Here is a 21,971-nt window from a genome sequence, read left to right as displayed (position 1 = left end):
TCGCCACACTCTTGCGTTATTCAGGAGTCAAATGATGCGGCTATCTAGAACTCGATTAACGATTGCGATCTGGTAAAAGTGCAATCGTACCAGAGCCATATTGAACAATCATGAGCAATCCGCCGATAATCGCCAGGTTTTTGAGAAACATAATTTGTTGAAGCTGATCACTCAAGTTTGTGTGGAAAATGAGTGTTGCAATTGCAGTAAACCCAATCAGGGCGATCGCACCCCAGCGTGCTCGATACCCCAATAAAACAGACAATCCACCACCCAGTTCAAGGGCGATCGCTGCCACTAAAAACAGTCCTGTCAGCGGCATTCCAGCAGAAGCCATATAATCCTGAGTGGCTGCCGGATTCAAAATTTTATTGATCCCTGACACCAAAAATAGAGCCGATAACAAAATGCGAGCGATCAGAGGAATATGATTGCGAGTGGCATACAATCCGCGATCGACTGTTGCGGTAGTAGATGATTCCGTGGTTGATTCAGAGTTGGGAATATGATTTGCCATAGAGAGTCTCCAATATTTTTCAACGGTTTTCTAACTGTGATTTAGCGTTAACGGCTGCACTTTTTGTCATTCCTGCACTGGCTTGATGTCTGCTCGTAAAACTTAAAAAAGTAAGTGAGTCATTATGTAGTGCAGATCGTTTGCTCGCAGACACTTTGTCTGTACTTCTTTACCAATCTTTATAGCGATCGCCATCTCAGTAGCTAGAGCTATACCTTCATCCAGTTGCGGTCAGTGTCTTCAACACTAGTACAGCAAAAAATAAGTTTTGAAAGGGGTGAAGCCCCCAAACCCCCTACATTGCAGAACTTTGTGTTCGCAACACTAGTGCTGTGATATAGCAACCGAGGGGTTGATTAGGACGGGGTGCGGGAGTAGAACCCCTGGCTGGGGGCGCAGCTTCCACATCCTCTTGTATTAACTGTCTCGGCGGTTGCTACAGCAGTCTAAATCGAGCGTGAAACCTACTCTTTCATTTGTCATTCGTCACTCGTCATTTGTGTATGACCACTGACCATTGACCATTAACCATTAACCACTGACCATTGACCACTGACCACTGACCATTGACCACTGACCATTGACCATTGACCATTGACCATTGACCATTGACCACTGACCATTGACCACTGACCATTAACCACTGACCATTGACCACTGACCATTGACCACTGACCATTGACCACTGACCCTATCTCAGACTTCTTCATGAACCAAAAAGAATGGCTACACACCAGTAAAGGAAGCTTATTCGATCTAAAACAGTACTAACTCGTACTATCTATAATCAGGTATACCACAAATTTGTTTGAAGTCAAACAGTTTGATTAAGAATTTTCATGTCATTACCGTGAATTGTCTTTAATCTCCTCGAAAAGAGTTGCGACTGCCGCATGACGGTCTTTACCCGACCAGGAGTTCTGCGAGATAATACGCAAGATTGCTAACACATTATTAGATTCCTCCTAATTGGGCAGATTAAGGCTGATTGGGCTGGTTAGAGTAGATAGAATGACGGCTGTAAATCCACAACTCTTTCAACGAACGGCTCGGCAACTCGGACTGCCGTTACTGGCGATCGCCACGGCTATGTTCATTACCGTTCCGATTATTGGGGCGGCTCTCGATTGGGACTGGGCTGCGATCGCGACAACCTACCGGGGTTTGCTCGATGGGGCATTGCTCAAACAATATGCCTTTGCTAACACTCTCGTAGCTGCGATCCCGCTGATGTTCACCGGACTGGCACTGGCGTTGGGATTCCGTACCGGGGTCTTTAATATTGGTGCCGCAGGGCAGTTCCTTTTGGGAGCGACCTTTGCGGTGTGGGTCGGATACGCTATTCCCCTTCCCCCGTTGCTTCACCCAATTGCGGCATTATTGGCAGGGGCGATTGGAGGTGGTTTGTGGGGTGCAATCCCTGGCTTTCTCAAGGCTCGATTTGGCTCTCATGAAGTGATCAATACCATCATGCTGAATTACCTCGCGTTTTTTCTGCAAGATTGGCTGGTCAAAAATCCCATGAAAGACCCCTCGCCAACGGTGGTTCGCACTCCAGAGGTGTTGGCAACAGCGGTATTACCTCGATTTTACGATCGCCTGCATGTTGGATTATTTCTTGCCCTATTGGCTGCCATCTTTGTCTGGTGGCTCCTGAGTAAAACGACCTTGGGGTTTGAACTCCGCACGGTTGGTAGTAACCCTGAAGCCGCCCGCTATGCCGGAATGAAATTAGGACGCCTCACCGTTCTCAGTCTGGCACTTTCAGGTGCATTAGCAGGTCTGGGGGGTGCCGTTCAGATCTTGGGAGTCGATCGTGCTATGCAGGTTCTTTACTCCAGCGATTACGGCTTCGACGCGATCCCGGTTGCTCTGCTGGGTCAAAATCAACCGTTAGGCGTAGTCCTCTCAGCCATTCTGTTTGGTGCCCTGCGAAATGGCAGTGACTTGATGCAACTGCGATCGGGGGGTGCTGTTTCTAAAGAAGTAATCTTTATCGTTCAGGCTGTTATTCTTCTGTTTGTTGCGGCTCCAGCGATCGTGCGCTGGCTCTATCGACTGCGATTGCCCCAGAGCGAGATCGAAAAAGAAGGCTCTCTTACCCGTGGATGGGGCTAAGAAAAAGCAACCTGGAGGATGGGCTGAAGGATGAACAGATGTGCGATCGTGGTTGATAGTCAATGGTCAGTGGTCAGTGGTCAGTGGTCAGTGGTCAATGGTCAATAGTCAATAGTCAATAGTCAATAGTCAGTAGCCAGTGGTCGAAATCTAAATCACCCTTTACTCCTCCACGCCTTTACTCCTCCATCTCACCCACTCTCCACTCGCCATTCTCCACTCCCCATTCCCTACTCCCCACTCCCTACTCCCCACTCCCCATTTCCTATTTCCCTCTACTCCCTACTGCCCCATGGATGACCTGACTGGATTTCTTAAACTTGCCCTGATTACCGCTACCCCGATCGCGCTTGGTGCCTATGCGGGCATTATGTCCGAACGGGCAGGGGTGGTTAACATCGCGATCGAGGGCATGATGCTCACGGGGGCGATGGTTGCCCAGTTAGTCGCCATGTATCTCTATGAACCGCTACAAGCAGCGTTGGGTGATGCTGCTGTTTTAGCGAGTTTGTGTTTAGGAGTCCTGGCGGGAGTCGGGTCGGGCGCACTCTTGGGAGGGTTGCACGGGATCACCTCAATCCGATTTAAGGCAGACCAAATCATCAGTGGTACGGTCATCAACCTGCTGGCATGGGGAGTGACAGGGTGGGTTTACCAACGCTGGATGACTGCATCCGGTGGAGCACCAACCTCACCGGGAACGTTTCCTCGCATTCCCATTCCATTCCTCAGCCAAATCCCAGTTGTAGGAGAATTATTGTTTAATCACCAACCGCTCGTATACGTGATGCTGCTGTTGACTGGGGTGATTTACTACGTGCTATTCTACACTCCCTGGGGATTGAGAACTCGCGCCGTGGGAGAGCACCCCCGTGCGGCTGATACCGTTGGTATCAATGTCTCGCGAGTGCGGTATCTCAGCACCCTTATAGGAGGGGCGATCGCCGGATTAGCAGGAGTTTGGCTTAGTCTTGAGCAAGTCGGTACATTTACACTACGGATGAGCGCAGGACGAGGGTTTATTGCTCTTGCCGCCATGATCTTTGGTCGTTGGACTCCGCTCGGTGCTTTTGGTGCATCACTATTATTTGGCTTAGGAACAGCTATTCAAATTCGGGCTGCTAGCTTGACTTCAACGTCCTCTGCCCTAGCACTCATCCCGACCCAACTCTATCAAGCTATTCCCTATCTACTAACTATTATTGTTTTGGCAGGATTCGGGGGTAAAGCGACCCCTCCAGCCGCGAGTGGGCAACCCTATGAGGCACACAGCAAGTAGCCCTTCTAAAGAGTTATCCGATGCGCCGGAGGCGAGTCGGGAAGCCTTCTCAGCAGCAGGGTCTGACCCGTTGCCTTTGTCCTAAGCTTTCTGACAAAGCTATATTTTTTGCATATCTATATAAGACGAGGTTAATCTAAAAGGTATCAATTCATAGAGTATTGACCGCACAAACCCAAAACACGCTACAACCCTCTCTAAACCAGGTCATACTGAAGTTTACAGAGATTCTTAATTCATCAGAAATTGTGGGCACACTTACAACATAGGTGCTTGAATCAATTTTTGTTAAAAGCGATCGCCAAAACGACCCAGAATAACCCTAAAAAGCAATACTTTACACTCACTTAATCTAAGTTCTAACTACAGTTCAGTCCATAACAACAGTTCAGGCAGACAGACCAACAGGGTATAGCTACTTCTCGCTTGGTTAAGTCCACCCCCGCGCCCCGTTCTAATTTATCGTCTGACTGCTATATTTACTCTCTAGATTCATCCTATTCCCACTTTGGAATTGTCAGCATTACCCTCAATTGATGTGTAGTTCATGGATAGCCCAAGTTGTCAAACTTCTCGATCAATTCTTATAGCTGATGACAATCCTGCCAATCTTCAGGTCTTAAGTGATCTACTTGAGCAGTCAGGGTTTAAGGTGTTTGTTGCCAAAAATGGAAGTAGTGCGTTTGAGAAAGCCATTTTAATCAAACCAGACATCATTTTATTAGATATTCGGATGCCTGGAATTGATGGATTTAAAACCTGTGAACGATTAAAAAACGACTTTCGGACTAAAGAGATACCAATCATTTTTTTAAGTGCTTTAGACCAAATCACCGATAAGATTACTGCGTTTAAAGTAGGCGGCGCAGATTACATCACTAAACCGTTTCAAAAAGAGGAAGTATTAGCCCGAATTCAGCATCAATTAAGCATTCAATTAGCTAATTCGGAAATAAGGACACTAAACAGCAAATTACAAGAACAACTTCAAAACCAAGCGGCTTATTTAGAGACAATTCGGTTAGCCCTTGCTGAAAAAGACATCCTTTTACAGGAAGTTCATCACCGCGTCAAAAACAATCTACAGGTCGTCTCCAGTATTCTCAAACTTCAGGCAGCACGGATCACTGACCCAGTAGCTCTCAGTGCTTTTCAGGCGAGTCAGGCTCGCATTGACACGATCGCAATGATTCATCATTTGCTATACGGTACAAAAAGTTTTGCTCAAGTTGACTTTAAATTGTTCCTTTCACAGCTTTGCAACGCACTATTAGAGGTATACGACAAAACGGATAGTGTCTCAGTGTGTATCAATGCTGATAATTTCTTCTTAGGGATTGATAAAGCAATTCCCTGTTCTTTAATCATCAATGAACTACTGACCAACGCTTTGAAATATGCGTTTAAAGATCGGGCGCAGGGCAAAATTGTAGTTTCATTGTCTAAATCTGACACAGGGGAATGTCGTTTACTGATTGAGGATGATGGAATTGGGTTTTCAGAAGAGAATTATAATATGGCTAATCCCACAACGCTGGGGTTAAAGCTGGTCAAAATCCTAACCCGACAACTTCAGGGGCAGCTTAAATTTGAGGGATCTCCTCAAACTCGATTTTTGATTACGTTTAACGCCCATAATGACCGTAGCTCCGCATAGCGCGCTGGTAAGCCTTCTGTGCTGTGATTGAGCCTATCGAGATTGGGAGGCATATTGCCATCTAAATCTACCGTCTAAATCTAAATGGTCTAGGGCATTTTGCCGTGCAAATCCACCTACTTGTATTGCCCCTCTCCTACAAATTCACTTAAGTGAGCTTCTAAATGGTTTCCTCTGCTTCTATCCTGATTGTGGATGACACTCCTACCAACTTAAAGGTTTTGGTTGAGGCTTTTGAGCAGGTGGGTTTTGATAGTTTTGTGGCAAAAACTGGAGAAAGTGCGCTTAAGAAAGCCAGACAAAATACTCCGGATTTGGTCTTACTAGATATTTGCATGAATGGCATGGATGGGTTTGAAACTTGTCAGGCTTTAAAGGCTGACCCGCTAACAAGTTCAATTCCGATTATTTTCATGACTGCTCTCAGTGATGAGGCGACCAAAGTGAGGGGATTTGAAGCAGGAGCAGTCGATTACATTACGAAGCCAGTTCAATTGCGAGAGGCGATCGCCCGCATCTCAGTTCACTTACAGCTAAAACACTCCCATCAAAAGCTTTTAGATGAGATTAAAATGCGTGAAGAAACTGGAAGACAACTTCAAAAAACGCTTCACCGTCTTCAGCAAACGCAGGTTCAACTCATCCAAGCCGAAAAGCTAGCAGGTCTTGGGCAAATGATGGCAGGAATAGCCCACGAAATTAATAATCCAATTAACTTTATTCATGGGAATTTAGAGCATCTTCAGGGGTATACAGATAACCTACTCAAGGTGATTAATTTGTATACCAAGTACTACCCTGATCCCCCTAAAGAAATTCAACAACTGATGGCCGCTATTGATTGGGATTTCATTCAAAGTGATCTCCCTGATTTGATCAGTTCAATTCAAGCCGGGACATCTCGTACTCAAGAAATTATTCAATCCTTACAAATTTTTTCAAGAACTGGTAGTTCGCTCTCACGAGAGATGAATATTCATGAAGGAATTAACAATACTTTGTTACTTCTGGGGCATCGCTTAAGTGAGTCAGCCACCCGTCCCAAAATTGAACTCATCAAAGACTTTCAGTTAACCCCGTTAGTAGAGTGTTTTCCTGGTTTCTTAAATCAGGTATTTATGAACCTCATCGCTAATGCGATTGATGCCATTGATGAGAAAGCACTTGCTCCGGAGTCCTACCAAACAGAAGCTCCGGCGATCGTCTTATCGACTTACCAGAGCGATGCCCAGTCTGTTGTGATTGAGGTTAAAGATAATGGGATCGGCGTATCGGATTCTATTTTAGAGAAGGTTTTTGACCCATTCTTTACAACTAAACCTGTCGGTAAAGGAACAGGGTTAGGTCTATCTATCTGCCATGAAATTATTACCAATCGTCATCATGGGACGATTCAATGCCAATCCTCCTCAAACGGTTCTGTATTTAGAATTACGATCCCACTGTCACAATCTAATATTGACCAGCGAGAGCTTTGTAATCAGGAATAGATCTGGTAGGTGTATTTAACCTGACCGTGTACACGTAGGGTCATGTAGCATCAATTCAGTACTATTACGGAAGTATGATATTGGGATGAAATGCGGTTTGCTTCACTCAGTAGAGCATAAATAGTCGCTCCGTAAAAACACGTTTGAGCAAATGAAGATTCGCTAAGAAATCCGTAGAAATACTTTTTTCTTTTCCTGTTGTTAAAAGTTTAATAGCGTTGTCGCTGATAACTTTCGTTAAGGATTCTGTTTGTGCAGCCTCTCACAAAACCAACTACCTCCAGTTTTGTTTACACCTTTTTTGAAGCTCAAGCTCAACAAACCCCTGAGGCGATCGCCATTGATTTTAATGGGCAGTTCATAACCTATGCAGAACTGGACAACCGCTCTAATCAATTGGCTCGATACTTAAATACCTTTAATCTTCAACCGAATGCATTAGTGGGTATTTGCCTGGAGCGATCGCCCGACATGATTGTTGGGTTGTTGGCTATCTTAAAAGCGGGAGCCGCTTATGTGCCCCTTGATCCCACCTATCCTTTAGAGCGGTTGTTAACCATCGTGCAGGATGCCAAACCTGCGCTGTTACTGACAAAAGCAGGAGTCTGTGATCAACTGGCTTCCTTAACTTCAGCTTTAGATATCGTGGCTGAACGAGAGCGCATTGCAGCACTGCCAACCCACCCGATTGTCAATCAGCTTGAACCAGATCATCTGGCGTATGTTATCTATACCTCTGGCTCTACTGGAAAGCCAAAGGGAGTGGCGATCGAACATCGCAATACAGTGGCATTTATACAGTGGGTGTTGGATTTTTTCACACCAGAAGAGTTAGCTGGCGTACTGGCGAGTACCTCTATTTGTTTTGATCTCTCTGTATTTGAAATCTTTGGCACTTTAGCAGCCGGAGGAACCATTGTCTTAACCGAAAACGCTTTAACGTTAAGCCAACTTCCTCACCAGACTCAACATAAAATTTCACTCATTAACACAGTCCCCTCGGCAGCCGCCGCCCTCCTCCACACTCAGAGCATTCCTGCCTCGGTTAAGGTGGTCAACCTGGCAGGTGAACCGTTACCCAACAAGACAGCACAACAGTTATACGAGTTGGGTCACATTCAGAAGGTTTATAACCTGTATGGACCTTCTGAAGATACAACCTATTCCACTGTGGGACAGGTTATTCAGGGAGCAATCGACCCTCCATCAATTGGAAAGCCTCTACCACAAACTAATATTTTGCTCCTTGACGCCGATCTCAATCCCATTGCGGAGGGTGAGATTGGCGAAATTTTTATTTGCAGCCCTAAACTGGCGCGTGGGTATTTGCATCAGCCCCAACTTACGGCTGAGCGATTCATTCACCATGCTAAATTTGGCAGGCTTTATAAAACAGGCGATTTAGGGTGTTGGCTCCCCGATGGAAATTTGAAATATCTTGGTAGAAGTGACCACCAGGTCAAGATTCGAGGCTTTCGAGTTGAGTTAGGCGAAATCGAAGCCACGATCAATCAACATCCTGCGGTTGAAAATTGTGTTGTTGTCGCTCAATCTACCGCTGATGACTGTCAGTTATTAGCCTATGTTGTGCCTGAGGCTAACTCTCCTGGAAATCACGTTGAGAGTTGGAAAGATGTCTGGGATGCTACCTATAGCCAGAGTTCTACGACCGCATTCAATACAGTTGGTTGGATTAATCGGGTAACAGGCACGCCGTTTACGGCTGACGAGATGATGGATTGGGTTTACCATACCGTTGCTCAGATTGCATCAGTAAACCCCCAGCGCATTCTAGAAATCGGTTGTGGTACAGGGTTGCTGTTATTTGAACTGGCTCCTTCCTGTGAGCACTACACGGGGGTTGACGTTTCCTCAGAGGCGATTCGCCATATTCAATCCCAACTCGAAACCCACCCAACCCTAGAACGAAAGGTTTCCTTACATTGTCTGGCTGCCCATGAAATAGATACGCTTTCGTCTCAATTTGATGTCATCGTTATCAACTCCGTCATTCAATATTTTCCCTCTCAGGTCTATCTTTTAGAGGTGATTCAGCGTGCGATCGCCCTGTTAGCACCCGGTGGATGTCTATTTATTGGTGATGTGCGAGATGCGTCATTGTTAGAGGCATTTCACACAGATCATGTACTGTATCAAGCTTTAAATGAGTCCTCAGAAAAGGACATCACTTCGCGCAGCTCGGTGGCAACACTGCGTCAAATCATTCACCAGCAGATGCAACAAGAACATGAGCTGCTGTTGAACCCCGCCTATTTTTATCACCTGGCTCAGCAACTGCCCGGAGTTAGTGTTGATGTACAACTGAAGCGTAGCAAGCATCATAACGAGCTGACTCAATATCGATTTGATGTCTTTCTCTATGCCGATACTAAACCTGTGTTGAGCAACACAGAGTTAGACTTTGTGCTCGATTGGCAAAAACATCGAATCTCAATCCCTGAGTTAGCGGAATTGCTGTCGTCTCAGCAACTTCAATTAGGGCGGATTACGAACATCCCAAATCCCCGTATTCAGCCCCAACTAACCGCTATTCACCAGTTGAGTCAGGCTTCCGGTTCAGTTGCTCAAGTGCGAGAGATACTGCAAACCCGTTCTCTCACGAATGAAATTTCTGCTACACAAACCACTCAAGCACCAGTGATCCTGGGCATTGATCCATCTGTGTTTGAGTCTCTCGCACAACGGATGTCGTATGATGTCTCGTTTCATCCCACTAACACGCTTGGATATTACGAGGTTCGATTTGTTCAAAGAAATTCGCGTCATTCAGCCATCCATTTTCCGACTCATATCTCAACTCAACCGATTGTGCATGAACCCCATTCGGAGTTAAAGCATCATCAACTCATTAAAGACATACGGACATTGCTGCGGCAGACGTTACCCGATTACATGGTGCCTCAACGTATCTGTTGTCTGCCCCAGTTGCCACTGACATTGAATGGCAAAATTGACCGAAAAGCTCTGCCTGATATTGGGCGCGATCGCACCCTTGATTCACTCTATGTCTCTCCTCAAACCTCTCTTGAAATGCAGATTTGCCAGATCTGGTCTGATCTGCTCGGTTGCAAAGTTGGAGTTGAAGACTCCTTCTTTGACCTGGGAGGACATTCCCTCTTGGCAGTGCAACTGTTATCTCAAATCGAACTTCAGTTTTCAATTAGTATCAGTCTCTTTGATTTCCTTAAGAGTCCAACGGTTGAAGAGATGGTGAATCTCATTTCCTGTCAACATTCAACGGTTCCATCTCCTTCACCCATCATCCATGTAAATCTGGATGCTCAGTTAGATGCAAGCATCATTCCCCAACGACTTAGTTTCGCACTCAAGCCACAAACGGGCATTCTATTAACGGGGGCAACTGGGTTTTTAGGAACTTTTTTGTTGGATCAGTTATTGCAGAACACCTCTGAGACAATTTTCTGTTTGGTGCGAGGGTCTAGCCCTACTGAGGGGCTCAATCGTCTTAAGCAGAGCCTGAGCCGTTTTAAGCTTAAACCAAGTGGGTTGGATCAGCGGGTGGTCGTGGTTCCTGGAGATTTAACCCGCCCTCACTTTGGGCTACCTAGTCTAAAGGGGTTGGCTGGTTGCATCCATACCATTTTTCACGCTGGGGCTGATGTGAACCTCATGCGGTCTTACGAGCAACTGCGACTAACTAATGTGGTTGGAACTCAAGAGGTGCTGCGATTAGCGGCACTGAATTCAATTCCAGTTCACTTTATATCAACTATTGATATTCTGCATTCCCTGTGTGACGCGGAACAGTTTCTCCTCAAGCATCATCGCACTGTGGATGAGTCCTCCCCGCTGCCAACATTTGATCAGGTGTGCGGTGGTTATGCCCAAACTAAGTGGGTTGGCGAATCGTTGATGATCGCGGCTTCAGAACGGGGAATTCCCACAACGATCCATCGGGCAGGTATGTTAACGGGACACAGTGTCACCGGAGCCGGGCAAACCCACGATCTGATGGCACGATTAATTTTGGGTATAATTCAACTCAAGGCAGCTCCCCTGTTTGATGGGTCGGTTAACTTGATTCCAATTGACTACGCTTGTCAACACATCACAAGTCATCTTGATACGTCATTAAGTCATATTGTTTATCCGCGCTCGTTACCGTGGCGATCGCTCATTCAAACACTCAATCAACTTGGTTTCCCGGTGGAACTTCTGCCCTATCAACAGTGGCAAGAGCGAGTCCACAACGAATGTCTTGATAACTCTCATCTGCTCACAGCGATTCGCCCACTCATCACCGATCATTTCTACAATGCTCACAGTTATCTTGAAATCTTCTTGCAAGTGTCTAACGCTGCTGTGTCTCACTTACCAATCCCAACAACCATAGTCAGTCCTGTTGAGTTAGTGCAAACCTATCTAAATTACTTTGCGGAATGTCAACTGTTACCTGAACTGCGACTAACAACGTTTTCTAAGTGAGTATTGCATGATCTACAAAAAGTCCATTGGAGCGCGGTTATTTTTCTATGTCCTCGTGGGAGCGTTAGTTGGGCTGGGGGGTACGGCGTTCTTTTTCTATCGGGCGTTAGAACGTCAGGCAATCCAAGAAATTGAAAACAATTTGAGCACTCAGGTTAAAGACATTGAGGGAAAGTTAGGCAGGGCTGAACAATCCATGGTTAGCCTGGTAGCTACAATGACGATTCTAGAAAGTATTGGAGTTAAAGACCCGGAGGTTTACAAACAAGCCATTATCGAGATGTTGCAGAAGCGATCATCGTTAACTGTGGGAGCAGGGTTTGGTCAGGCTCCTTACCGCATCTTTAGCGATCGCCGCACATTTTGGCCTTACGCCTTTTATGAACAGGGAATCCCCAATGAGGTTGGTGTTCCCCTACCAGCACCGTTACAAAACATTCGTTTGACTGACATTTGTGAGCTTGAACCCACCTGTTTTAGCAATGTGTATTACACTGCACCCGTTGAAGCTGGAGGGGCAATCTGGTTAGAGCCTTACGACTGGTTTAACATTCCTATGACGACGGTTACGGCTCCGGTCTTGTCCCAAGAAGGAGAACTGCTGGGAGTCGTAGGCTTAGACATCACCATCCGCGATTTAACTCATGAGGTGGAAGCTCCTCCAGAGTGGGGAGGGGGTTACTTCATGATTTTGACCGATCAGGGAAATTTACTCGCTTATCCGCCTGACCCCACCAAGGCAAGTGAGCTTGCAACCTATTCTGAACTCGCGTACGCTAACGATTTTACGGAGGTCTGGCAACAAATTGGCGATCGCAAGACGGGTATTGTTCAAACCGATAGCGCCTATTGGGCATTTGAGCACATCGACGGCACAAACTGGATTATGTTGGCGTCGGTTCCAAAATCTGTCGTGCTCTATCCTGCTCTACGCATCACCTTTGGTGGTGTCATGGGAGCAGGTTCTATTTTAGCGATCGTTACGGCTCTATTCGTTCGCCAACTCAATCGAAGGCTAAATCCTCTTCTGGAAACCTGTAAAACAGTAACAGCCGATGACACACTGCGTCGTACCCAATCTCCCCTCGACCAGACTGAAATCACTGACGCTAAAGGGGATGAGTTAGATATCCTGAGCCATGCTTTTCACAGCATGACATCCCAACTCCAAGCCTCTGTTGTGGAGCTAGAACAACGGGTTGAGGAGAGAACCCATGAGCTGCGAATTGCGAAGGATAAGGCAGACACCGCTAACCGCGCTAAAAGCCAGTTTTTGGCGAATATGAGCCACGAGTTGAGAACCCCTCTGAATGGGGTACTGGGGTATGCTCAAATTCTGCAAAGCTCTCCAACGTTAACGCCTCCTGAGAAACAGGGCGTAGATGTCATTTATAACTGCGGGTTTCACTTATTGACATTGATTAATGACATCTTAGATATCTCCAAAATTGAGGCAAATCGTCTAGAACTGGAACCAATCGTCTTCCATTTTCCTGAGTTTTTGCAATCGGTTGTTAAGATGTGCCGGATTGGAGCAGACCAGAAAGATCTGGAGTTCCGCTTTTCATCGTCTGCTAATCTCCCAATTTCTATCACCTGCGATGAAAAACGATTGCGTCAGGTGTTAATTAATTTAATTGGTAATGCCGTTAAATTTACCAGTGTTGGAAGGGTTAGTTTTCATGTCCAGTTCACGCCCGACACTGAGCCATCCGTTGCTCACCTCCGCTTTATCGTCAGCGATACGGGGGTAGGAATTGCTCCAGAAGATCTAGAAAAAATCTTTATGCCGTTTGAGCAAACGGATTATGCCAGAACAAACAGTGAGGGCACTGGATTGGGCTTAACCATTAGCCAAACTATCGTGCATTTGATGGGAAGTGAGATTGAGGTATCGAGCCAGATCGGCATTGGTAGTACGTTTCAATTTTCCATCAGTTGTCCCTGTGAGCAGCAGTGGGTCAATACCAATCACACCCCATTCCAGGAGCAAAAGATTAAAGGCTACAAAGGGCAACAGCGACATATTCTCGTTGTTGATGACCATTGGGAAAATCGTGCTGTAGTTACCAGTCTCCTTGCCCCTTTGCATTTTCAAGTGAGTGAGGCGTTGAATGGGCAAGATGCCCTAGACAAGCTGGATAGCCTGCTACCAGACTTGATCATTGCGGATCTGGCAATGCCTGTAATGGATGGCTATCAGATGATTCAACATTTGAGACAGTCAGACCAATTTCACACGCTTCCGATTATTGTCTCTTCTGCCAGTGTGTCTGATAGCGATCGCTCCCACAGTCTTGAAGTTGGGGGAGATCTGTTTTTACCAAAGCCTGTCCAGGCAGTGGAGTTGTTAAGCCAATTACAACATCTATTGAAGTTGGAGTGGATCTACGAAGATACGATTTCAAATGACTCACTCATCAATCAGCCCATAGATGTTAGCAAAGACACTATTGTGTTTCCACCCTCACAACAACTGCTGAGCTTGTATGAAGCAGCCCGATGTGGATTCGTGAGACAAATTATTGAAGAAGTAAACCAATTTAAGAGTAGCTATCCAATTTTTTATCAGTACGTGATGGTGTTAGTTGAAAGTTTTGACGATGAAGCAATCGTACAACTGATTGAGCCTGTTATTTCTCATGAAAGGGTTGTGTAAGTATAAAGCTTTAGTCAAGCTTTGTGAAAAAACTGGCGATCGCTCCCTCACCTGTGTCACAACAGCAGAGGCGCATACAGCGTAAGGTGGCGATCGTGCAACTGACCAAACTGGACAACTTCAACAGCGCAATTGAACTCTGGAAACTAGAGGGAATTATTGGCTCTAACAACAACCGGGAATTGTTTTTGTCACAGAATGGCTCTGTTGGCACTAACCCTGACAATGCGGAGTGGGTCTGGGTCAGTGGTCAGACGTATCACTGGCGGTTGACCTGGGATGGTAACATTGCGCGATTTGCATTGTTTAGTGGAGCACTTGACGCTAGCCCTTCAGAGATCCTGGAATACGATGTAGTCAATACATTAATGGATGGACTACAGCTTTCCACGAAAGTAGACACTCGTGACCCCAATCGAGTTAGCTCCGGTACAACTGTTAACCTGTCCCTACACAGCCTCAATGGTCAGGTCATCGACAGCAGTTTTGGGGCAGAAGTGACTGCTGTCGGCAATAGCAGTGGTGTCGTTGGCAATAACCTTTATCTGGCAATTAGCGAACAACTCACCACTTTAGATGCTACGGGTACCGTTCGCTTTAGCTGGTCTGGCATCAATCCACAAACCGCAGGAGCAGGGTCACGAGTTTCATTTCAATTGGAAGCCAACGATCTGCCCGAGATTCCCACTAATAGTGCCCCGATCGCCACTGATGATGAAGCCGTTACGAACGAGGAAACTGCCATTCCACTGCTGGTTTTGTCGAACGACAGCGACCCCAATGGCGACAGTTTAACGATTACTGTGCTCAATACCATTGGGCTGCAAGGCTCTGTGAGTCAGACGGATAGTTCTCTGACCTACATACCTGCTGCAACATTTCAATCACTTGCCGTTGGACAGAGTGTGATTGATACGTTTAGCTATACGGTGAGGGATACCAGTGGCGCAACGGATACAGCTACGGTTAATGTAACTGTCCAAGGCGTAAACGATGCGCCAGTCCTCGCTAACCCAATTGGCGATCGCACAATTACGGCAGGCGTACCACTTGCTCTGACACTGCCTGCAATCACCTTTACGGATGTAGATCAGGGTGATGTTTTAAGCTGGACTGCAACCCTTGAGAACGGTAGCCCGCTGCCAACCTGGCTCCAATTTGATGCTTTGACTCGCAGTTTTAGTGGCACTCCCACGAATATCGATGCAGGCACGCTGGCAATTCGGGTCACGGCAACCGATGCTAACAATGCGGTGGCACAAGATATCTTCGCGTTAACCATCACTGCTGCCAGCAACCCAGATCCAGGCGGCACTCCCACTCCACCTCCCCCCGCACCAACTCAAGGCACCCCAACCCGCGATCGCCTGTTGGGAACGAATACCAATGATACTCTTTTGGGGCTAGACGGCAACGACACTTTGATGGGTCGAGATGGTAGTGATGTTTTGAAGGGAGGACGGGGAAACGATACGCTGATTGGGGAGGGAGGTCGCGATCGCCTGCTTGGTGGTTTAGGACGCGATATCTTTGTGTTGCAGGCAAAAAGCGGATTGGATATCATTCAGGATTTTAAGAATGGACAAGATCGACTGCGGTTAACGGGACGATTGCGGTTTCAAGACTTGACCTTGAGGCGACAGGGACGACATGTGCTGATTGGCACCCGCCAGGAATCGCTAGCCCTGTTACAGGGTGTGGCGATCGCCCAAATCAATGCGGCTGATTTTGCTTAATATAGCGGTAGCCACATTTGCTGGGGCAGAGGCAAGCATCTAGTGATTGGGGGATTGAACCCGGCGAATGAATTTGCGGCTATTGAAGCGACATCCACCGACGCAGACTGAGATTTTGAACCCGCGTAGACAGATTTTGTTCTGGTTGCGTTCGACTGAGCTCACACCGAAGTCTGCGGTTTTAACTGCCACTTCCTAACCGTCAGATGTACCCGACTTTCTGAGCAAAGCTATCCATTCTCCTTCTTATCTAATTCAACTGTTTTGATGGTTGTCACAGTACATTTATACTGCTATTATGACGTTGCATTTATAGCGGTACCTGCTATGGATGGTGATAGCTACAACTCAGACACAGGATTGAGTGTGTATTACTCAATCAATAGCCTCATGTAGCAACCGAGGGGTTGGTTAGGACGGGGTGTGGGGGTGGGACTCCCTCTCATTCTGTGCGTTTTCAAGAAGAATTGGTATTACGTCAATTGCTGTGTGGATTATTCACGCAACAATTCACCCCTCAACACCCGATTCAGACCAGAATCTAATGGAGAATTGATGCCATGGAAGATAGCCCTAGCATTCTCTCGCACGTTTCGATTGGCACAAACAATTTTGAACGAGCCGTCGCTTTTTACGACAAAGTGTTACCAACGATCGGTTGTAAACGCATTATGGAACATCCCGGTGCAGTTGCCTATGGCAAACAATACCCGGAGTTCTGGGTGCAGCTTCCCTACGATAATCAAACCGCAACGGTTGGAAATGGTACTCACATTGGGTTTATCGCTCCAACCAAAGAGTCAGTTCACGCTTTTTATGAAGCAGCATTAGCGGCAGGTGCGATCGCAGATGGCGCACCGGGTGGTAGACCCGATTATGGCGAACCCTATTACGGGTGCTTTGTCCGCGATTTGGATGGTCACAAGATTGAGGCATCCTATTGGGATATGAAACTCGTTCACGAACTGTATATTGACCATTAGGAAATGGTTTTGTCGAGACTTGTAAGAGCTAGTTTATAAAGTAAATCTTAAGGTCTAGAACATTTGATATCGCTTGATCCCCCCACCCCCCCTTGAAAAGGGGGGAACCCAGGCAAGAGGCTGAAGTCCCCCTTTTTAAGGGGGATTTAGGGGGATCGAAAACTTTGTTTATGAATCAGCTCTAAGGGTTTGGTAATGTCAAGCCCTTATAAGGATGATTGCGTCATCAAAATATATGCCATCAAATCAGTATCGTAACGGTTCCAAATCATTCCAGGAATAAATTTAACTCTACAATTCAGACAATGGTTTCTAAGGTTTCATGTAGCCAGGTCAACAGAGATATTTTTGTGGGGCATAGAGATGACTAAAGTAATCGCGATCGTAGGCATGGGAGAAGGCATTGCGTTGGCGGTAGCGCGACGATTTGCCAGGGAAGGGTTTGCGATCGCTATGGTTGCCCGCAACGAGGCAAAGCTTCAGGGCTTTAAGGACAGGTTAAAGGCTGAGGGATACGACGCTTACAGTTTTATCGCCGATGGTGGAGATGATGCGTCGCTCACAGCAGCAATCACTGCCATTCAAGATCAGTTAGGCACTGTAGAGGTACTGGTTTACAACATTGCCATCCCCACGATGAAAAACGTCCTGGATGAAACAGTCGAAGGCTTAATGAGCGACTTTAAAGCCAATGTGGTTGGTGGATTAGTTGCCGCACAAGCTGTTTTACCCGCCATGAAAGCCCAGGGTAACGGGACGATTCTGTTTACAGGCGGTGGATTCTCGATGTATCCCAGTGCCGATTTTGCGTCGCTCTCCATCGGTAAAGCAGGTATTCGTAGTTTAACCAAGATGTTGGCTGAGGCGTTGCAACCACAAGGCATTCGCGTAGGAACCGTGACCGTTTGTGGCACGGTCAACCCTGATGATCCCAAATACAACCCCACCAGCATTGCTGAAAATTATTGGGCGTTTTACGCGAATCCATCATCCGATGTTGAAATTGTTTACTAATCGTCTTGTGAACACCCTTAACGAGTTGCACTGTTTACGAATCACAGCAACTCAACCTTGAGAGAGAACCATGGCAACTGAAACCGAACATCAAACCTTAGAAGTTACTCGTTTGTTGGTTGAGCAAGTTTTAGGGAAGGGCGATATGCCACGCCCCAATCGAATATGAAAGACTTGAAGCAGATCCTCCAGGATGAGTGTTATGGCAAAGACCTGGAACAACGGCGACACTGGTATTCTCCTGCTGCTGAAGCCTATCAGCAAGTCAGACCCCGCTATCCCACGGAATTGATCGATCAGGTTGTAGACATTGCCCAACTCTCCTCGGCATCGATTCTGCTAGAAGTTGGATGTGGACCTGCGATCGCCACTCCTGCGTTTGCGGCTCTGGGTTGCTCAATGGTCTGCATCGAACCCAATCCCGATTTCTATCATCTGGCTCAACAAACTTGTCAGAGCTATCCACAAGTGGAATTTCAAAATTGCTCCTTTGAGGAATGGCAACTCATTCCTCACGGGTTTGATGCGCTATTGGCTGCAAGTTCATTTCATTGGGTTTCACCAGAGATTGGTTACCCCAAAGCGGCTACTGCGTTGCGTCCCGATGGGCATCTAATTTTGTTATGGAATAAGGAATTGCAACCCCGTTACGAGATCTACCAGCCGTTAGCCGAGGTTTACCAAACTCATGCCCCTTCGTTACCACGAGTCTACGAAGATAGTGCTACACAAGCCGCAATTCTAAATGAGTTAGGGCAAATGGCGATCGCCTCAGGTTATTTCCGCGATGTCATCACCGGACAGATAGAGGTAGAGGTTACTTATTCCATAGACCAATACTTGTTGTTGTTAAGTACCTATTCGCCCTATCTCAAACTTGATCCCCAGCAGAGACAGAAGATCTTTGAGGGATTGCGACAGGTACTAGAACAGAACGGGGATAAGGTTGATCTGTCCTACGTATCGGCTTTTCACGTTGCCCGACCCGTAAAAGGGTAATCGCCAAGATTCTGATATTAATTGAAACAGTTTCTGCGACAGATCATTGCCCCGAACCGATCCCCCTCAGTTCCCCTTAATAAGCAGGGTGGTTTCATATACCCGAAGAAAAGTGATACCGATTTAAAGTGATACCGATTTATTGTGGCAGATCCCTGGGTAGGGGCGTTTCGCGAAACGCCCTTACGGAATCATGTGCAGCGAAGCCAATTCAAATTGGTATGAATTGAAGTTTAATCCCCTTAATCTGCCCCCTAAATCCCCCAACTCTGGAGGACTTTAGACCAATTTCCCTCCCAAATTGGGGGCTAAGGGGGGCGAAGCAAAAATTCTTCACTTGTATGAAAACACCCTGCTCAGTCCCCCTTGACAAGGGGAATGCCGGAGGCAGGGGGATCTAATGTGACGCACTCACAACTCAAATTGGTATTATTCCGAACTCAACTTAATTAAGTTGACACATTACCAAACGTTCGGTACATTAAGCATATACCGAACGAACGGTACACTATTGAAGGCAATTCAGCATGGGTCGAGCGATTGCGAGTCCCCGATTATCCTGCCACCATGAAGCGCGTAATTCTCTTTCACGTCGAGGCAATTAGTGAAAATTGCCCACAACCCATCCCCATCCGCTATTCAGAAACAGAAGTAGAAGCGATGATGGCTCCCCTGCGCGATCGCATTACTCAATTAGAGCAACAAAGGAACCCCTAAAATGCAAACAAAACCACCCCTTCCCCCATTTACCTTGGAAACTGCAAAAGCGAAAGTGCAAGCGGCAGAAGATGCCTGGAATACTCGCGATCCGGAACGAGTCGCCCTGGCATATACCGAAGATTCGGAATGGCGCAACCGGGCTGAGTTTATTCACGGGCGAGCGGCGATCGTGGAATTTCTCAAGCGCAAATGGGCAAAAGAACTCGACTATCGTCTCAAGAAAGAACTCTGGTGCTTTATGGAAAATCGCATTGCGGTGCGTTTTGAGTATGAATGGCACGACGATTCGGGGTTTTGGTATCGCTCCTACGGCAACGAAAATTGGGAGTTTGCTGAAAATGGGTTGATGATGAGACGGTTTGCCAGCATCAACGATGTGCCGATTCAGGAAAGCGATCGCAAATTTCGTTGGGAACGCAAAAGTTAGTGAATTGCCCTAACAATGGTGGCTACAGCTATAACAGTAGATAGCCACCTTGTGGATGTCTACATCCATCCACAAAGCAGACTTTGCATTAAAGGGTAGCACGGAGATCCGACTGGATTATCTCATTAAAGCGAATGGCAAACCGGGTTCAGTTTACTTGTGGATCAACTCCATTCTGACCATAGCTTTGGTCAGAAAGCTTAAGGCAAAGGCAATGGCTCAAACCCCGATGCTGGAAAAGCTTTCTGACTCGCCTCAGCTCTATCAAATGTAGCTACGGCTACATCTTGACACCTACCAACTAGTAGGTAGATAATCAAGCTATTGCATTGGTCACTGATTAAGAGGCAATATCATGAGTCCCCAACTCATTCGACATCAATCATCTCCAACATTGAACAAGGATTCAGTTCTGCCCATTCTTCTAGTTGAGCTAGAGGAGATCGAAGAACAACTGGAAATGCTTCAACAATCGCGAGCTAGACTATTGAACCAAATTGCTCAAACAAAACAGCAGGTCAATCGTGCCGAGCGACTTCTGCAAACACCTTGTGTAGCGTGTGTTTGAGTAAGTAATTGACCTATGAAAGCTGATACGGCTCAACAGATTCTTGATGTGGCTGAAGATCTGGTGCGAAAGCGGGGGTATAGTGCTTTCAGCTATGCTGACATTTCAGAACAGGTGGGAATTCGGAAGGCCAGCATCCACTATCACTTTTATTCTAAAGAAGAGTTGACAAAGGCATTGGTGAATCGGTACCGAGATACTGCTCTGCAAACCCTCAACCGCTTTGAACAAACAACCTCTGACCTACGAGAGCAACTGGTGCAGTTTTGCCGTCTTTATCGGCATGGCTTAGACCAGGAGCAAATGTGCTTGTGTGGCATTCTTTCAGCAGAAATCGCTATCTTACCGGAGCCTGTACAACGAGAGTTAGGGCATTTTTTTGTGGCGATGGAAGCCTGGCTGACTAAGGTACTTAAGCGAGGCTGTGAAACAGGTTATCTGAAGCTTCGCACGTCCCCTGAGCAAGAAGCCGCGTTTCTCATGGCTACATTGCAAGGGGTTCAGCTTATGGCGCGTACCTCGGACGACAGCGAAGCCACCTTCGATCGCATTATGAATCCACTGTTAGCCGCCATGATGATCCATGGAACTCCATGCTGATTTGAACGAACGGGCGATCGCCTTTAGTGAAGACATCCCCTGGATTGACTCACCCATGCCCGGCGTGCAACGACGCATGTTAGAGCGGGATGGAGCAGAAGTTGCTCGTGCCACCTCGATCGTGCGGTATGCCCCTGGTAGTCACTTCTCACCCCACACTCACGGCGGTGGCGAAGAGTTTCTGGTGCTGGAAGGGGTGTTTTCTGATGAGCACGGCGACTATCCCACCGGAACCTACATCCGCAATCCAGTTGGGTCTACCCACACCCCCTCTAGCCAGGACGGTTGCACGATTTTGGTGAAGTTGTGGCAGATGCACCCCGATGATCAGCAACGGGTTGCCGTGGATACAGCGCGATCGCCCTGGCTTCCGGGATTAGTAGAGGGGTTGCAGGTGATGCCGCTGCACAGTTTTGGCAGCGAACAGGTAGCACTGGTAAAGTGGGCACCGGGAACACACTTTCAACCACACCGCCACTGGGGTGGAGAAGAAATTTTTGTGCTGAAGGGAGTCTTTGAGGATGAGTTAGGCCGCTATCCCAAGGGCACCTGGATTCGCAACCCGTCTGGTAGTATGCATACGCCGTTTAGCCGTGAGGGATGTCTGATCTACGTTAAAACTGGACATCTAAGTGAGCCTCTGGCGTGAATGATAGGTGAGAATCAAAAATTACAAAAGAAGTGGGTTGGGGTTGTCGAAATGGGGGGCGATCGCCTGTCTACCGTGCCGCTGAAAT

At 46.9% G+C, this 21,971-nt stretch carries 19 protein-coding genes; 17 read left to right on the top strand and 2 right to left on the bottom strand.

From position 1 onward, the window contains the following. Window positions 1-55 precede the first annotated feature (55 nt). On the bottom strand, window positions 56-517 hold the full coding sequence (locus H6G89_RS12720) for a DoxX family protein (RefSeq protein ID WP_190506676.1): 462 nt from the start codon (window positions 515-517) through the stop codon (window positions 56-58). Between the two features lie 493 nt (window positions 518-1,010). Next, entirely contained in the window at window positions 1,011-1,196 is a 186-nt protein-coding gene (locus H6G89_RS12715; protein ID WP_190506822.1) for a hypothetical protein, read from the bottom strand. Between the two features lie 332 nt (window positions 1,197-1,528). Here H6G89_RS12715 and H6G89_RS12710 point away from each other — a divergent pair, with 332 nt between their 5' ends. The 17 genes from H6G89_RS12710 to H6G89_RS12635 all read left to right on the top strand — a co-directional run bounded on the left by H6G89_RS12710 (window position 1,529) and on the right by H6G89_RS12635 (window position 21,883). Beyond that, window positions 1,529-2,635, top strand: a complete 1,107-nt coding sequence (locus tag H6G89_RS12710; RefSeq protein ID WP_190506674.1) for an ABC transporter permease — start codon at window positions 1,529-1,531, stop codon at window positions 2,633-2,635. Between the two features lie 292 nt (window positions 2,636-2,927). Then, window positions 2,928-3,914 carry an ABC transporter permease gene (locus H6G89_RS12705; RefSeq protein ID WP_190506671.1) on the top strand — a complete coding sequence of 329 codons (987 nt, stop codon included), beginning with the start codon at window positions 2,928-2,930 and terminating at the stop codon, window positions 3,912-3,914. 547 nt (window positions 3,915-4,461) lie between these two features. Continuing rightward, a complete protein-coding gene (locus tag H6G89_RS12700; protein WP_190506669.1) occupies window positions 4,462-5,571 on the top strand; it encodes a sensor histidine kinase in 1,110 nt (369 codons plus the stop codon). Between the two features lie 164 nt (window positions 5,572-5,735). Then, window positions 5,736-7,061 carry a hybrid sensor histidine kinase/response regulator gene (locus H6G89_RS12695; protein ID WP_190506667.1) on the top strand — a complete coding sequence of 442 codons (1,326 nt, stop codon included), beginning with the start codon at window positions 5,736-5,738 and terminating at the stop codon, window positions 7,059-7,061. Between the two features lie 252 nt (window positions 7,062-7,313). Continuing rightward, the gene (locus H6G89_RS12690) at window positions 7,314-11,528 is read left to right on the top strand and encodes an amino acid adenylation domain-containing protein (protein WP_190506665.1); all 4,215 of its coding nucleotides are present in this window, start codon (window positions 7,314-7,316) and stop codon (window positions 11,526-11,528) included. Between the two features lie 7 nt (window positions 11,529-11,535). Further along, the gene (locus H6G89_RS12685) at window positions 11,536-14,187 is read left to right on the top strand and encodes a hybrid sensor histidine kinase/response regulator (protein ID WP_190506663.1); all 2,652 of its coding nucleotides are present in this window, start codon (window positions 11,536-11,538) and stop codon (window positions 14,185-14,187) included. 23 nt (window positions 14,188-14,210) lie between these two features. Beyond that, window positions 14,211-15,923: an Ig-like domain-containing protein gene (locus H6G89_RS36115; protein WP_190506661.1), complete on the top strand. Its 1,713-nt coding sequence runs from the start codon at window positions 14,211-14,213 to the stop codon at window positions 15,921-15,923. A gap of 67 nt (window positions 15,924-15,990) precedes the next feature. Then, window positions 15,991-16,122, top strand: coding sequence for a hypothetical protein (locus tag H6G89_RS35690; protein WP_255519405.1), 132 nt, complete (start codon window positions 15,991-15,993; stop codon window positions 16,120-16,122). 361 nt (window positions 16,123-16,483) lie between these two features. Next, the gene (locus tag H6G89_RS12675; protein WP_190506659.1) at window positions 16,484-16,906 is read left to right on the top strand and encodes a VOC family protein; all 423 of its coding nucleotides are present in this window, start codon (window positions 16,484-16,486) and stop codon (window positions 16,904-16,906) included. Window positions 16,907-17,269: 363 nt separating this feature from the next. Continuing rightward, window positions 17,270-17,920, top strand: coding sequence for an SDR family NAD(P)-dependent oxidoreductase (locus tag H6G89_RS12670; protein ID WP_190506657.1), 651 nt, complete (start codon window positions 17,270-17,272; stop codon window positions 17,918-17,920). A gap of 165 nt (window positions 17,921-18,085) precedes the next feature. After that, complete coding sequence (locus H6G89_RS12665) at window positions 18,086-18,919, top strand: class I SAM-dependent methyltransferase (protein WP_190506655.1); 834 nt, start codon at window positions 18,086-18,088, stop codon at window positions 18,917-18,919. A gap of 540 nt (window positions 18,920-19,459) precedes the next feature. Next, complete coding sequence (locus H6G89_RS12660; RefSeq protein ID WP_190506654.1) at window positions 19,460-19,636, top strand: hypothetical protein; 177 nt, start codon at window positions 19,460-19,462, stop codon at window positions 19,634-19,636. A gap of 1 nt (window position 19,637) precedes the next feature. Then, the gene (locus H6G89_RS12655; RefSeq protein ID WP_190506652.1) at window positions 19,638-20,066 is read left to right on the top strand and encodes a nuclear transport factor 2 family protein; all 429 of its coding nucleotides are present in this window, start codon (window positions 19,638-19,640) and stop codon (window positions 20,064-20,066) included. Window positions 20,067-20,121: 55 nt separating this feature from the next. After that, a complete protein-coding gene (locus H6G89_RS12650; RefSeq protein WP_190506649.1) occupies window positions 20,122-20,340 on the top strand; it encodes a hypothetical protein in 219 nt (72 codons plus the stop codon). A gap of 81 nt (window positions 20,341-20,421) precedes the next feature. Continuing rightward, window positions 20,422-20,634, top strand: a complete 213-nt coding sequence (locus tag H6G89_RS12645) for a hypothetical protein (RefSeq protein ID WP_190506647.1) — start codon at window positions 20,422-20,424, stop codon at window positions 20,632-20,634. A 15-nt stretch (window positions 20,635-20,649) separates the two neighbouring features. Further along, a complete protein-coding gene (locus H6G89_RS12640; RefSeq protein ID WP_190506645.1) occupies window positions 20,650-21,234 on the top strand; it encodes a TetR/AcrR family transcriptional regulator in 585 nt (194 codons plus the stop codon). Beyond that, window positions 21,218-21,883 carry a cupin domain-containing protein gene (locus tag H6G89_RS12635; RefSeq protein WP_190506643.1) on the top strand — a complete coding sequence of 222 codons (666 nt, stop codon included), beginning with the start codon at window positions 21,218-21,220 and terminating at the stop codon, window positions 21,881-21,883. The genes H6G89_RS12640 and H6G89_RS12635 overlap by 17 nt, the downstream gene beginning before the upstream one ends. Window positions 21,884-21,971 lie beyond the last annotated feature (88 nt).

It is taken from the genome of Oscillatoria sp. FACHB-1407, from assembly GCF_014697545.1.
Lineage (GTDB): Bacteria > Cyanobacteriota > Cyanobacteriia > Elainellales > Elainellaceae > FACHB-1407.
This window is presented reverse-complemented; position numbering and strand designations above follow the sequence as displayed.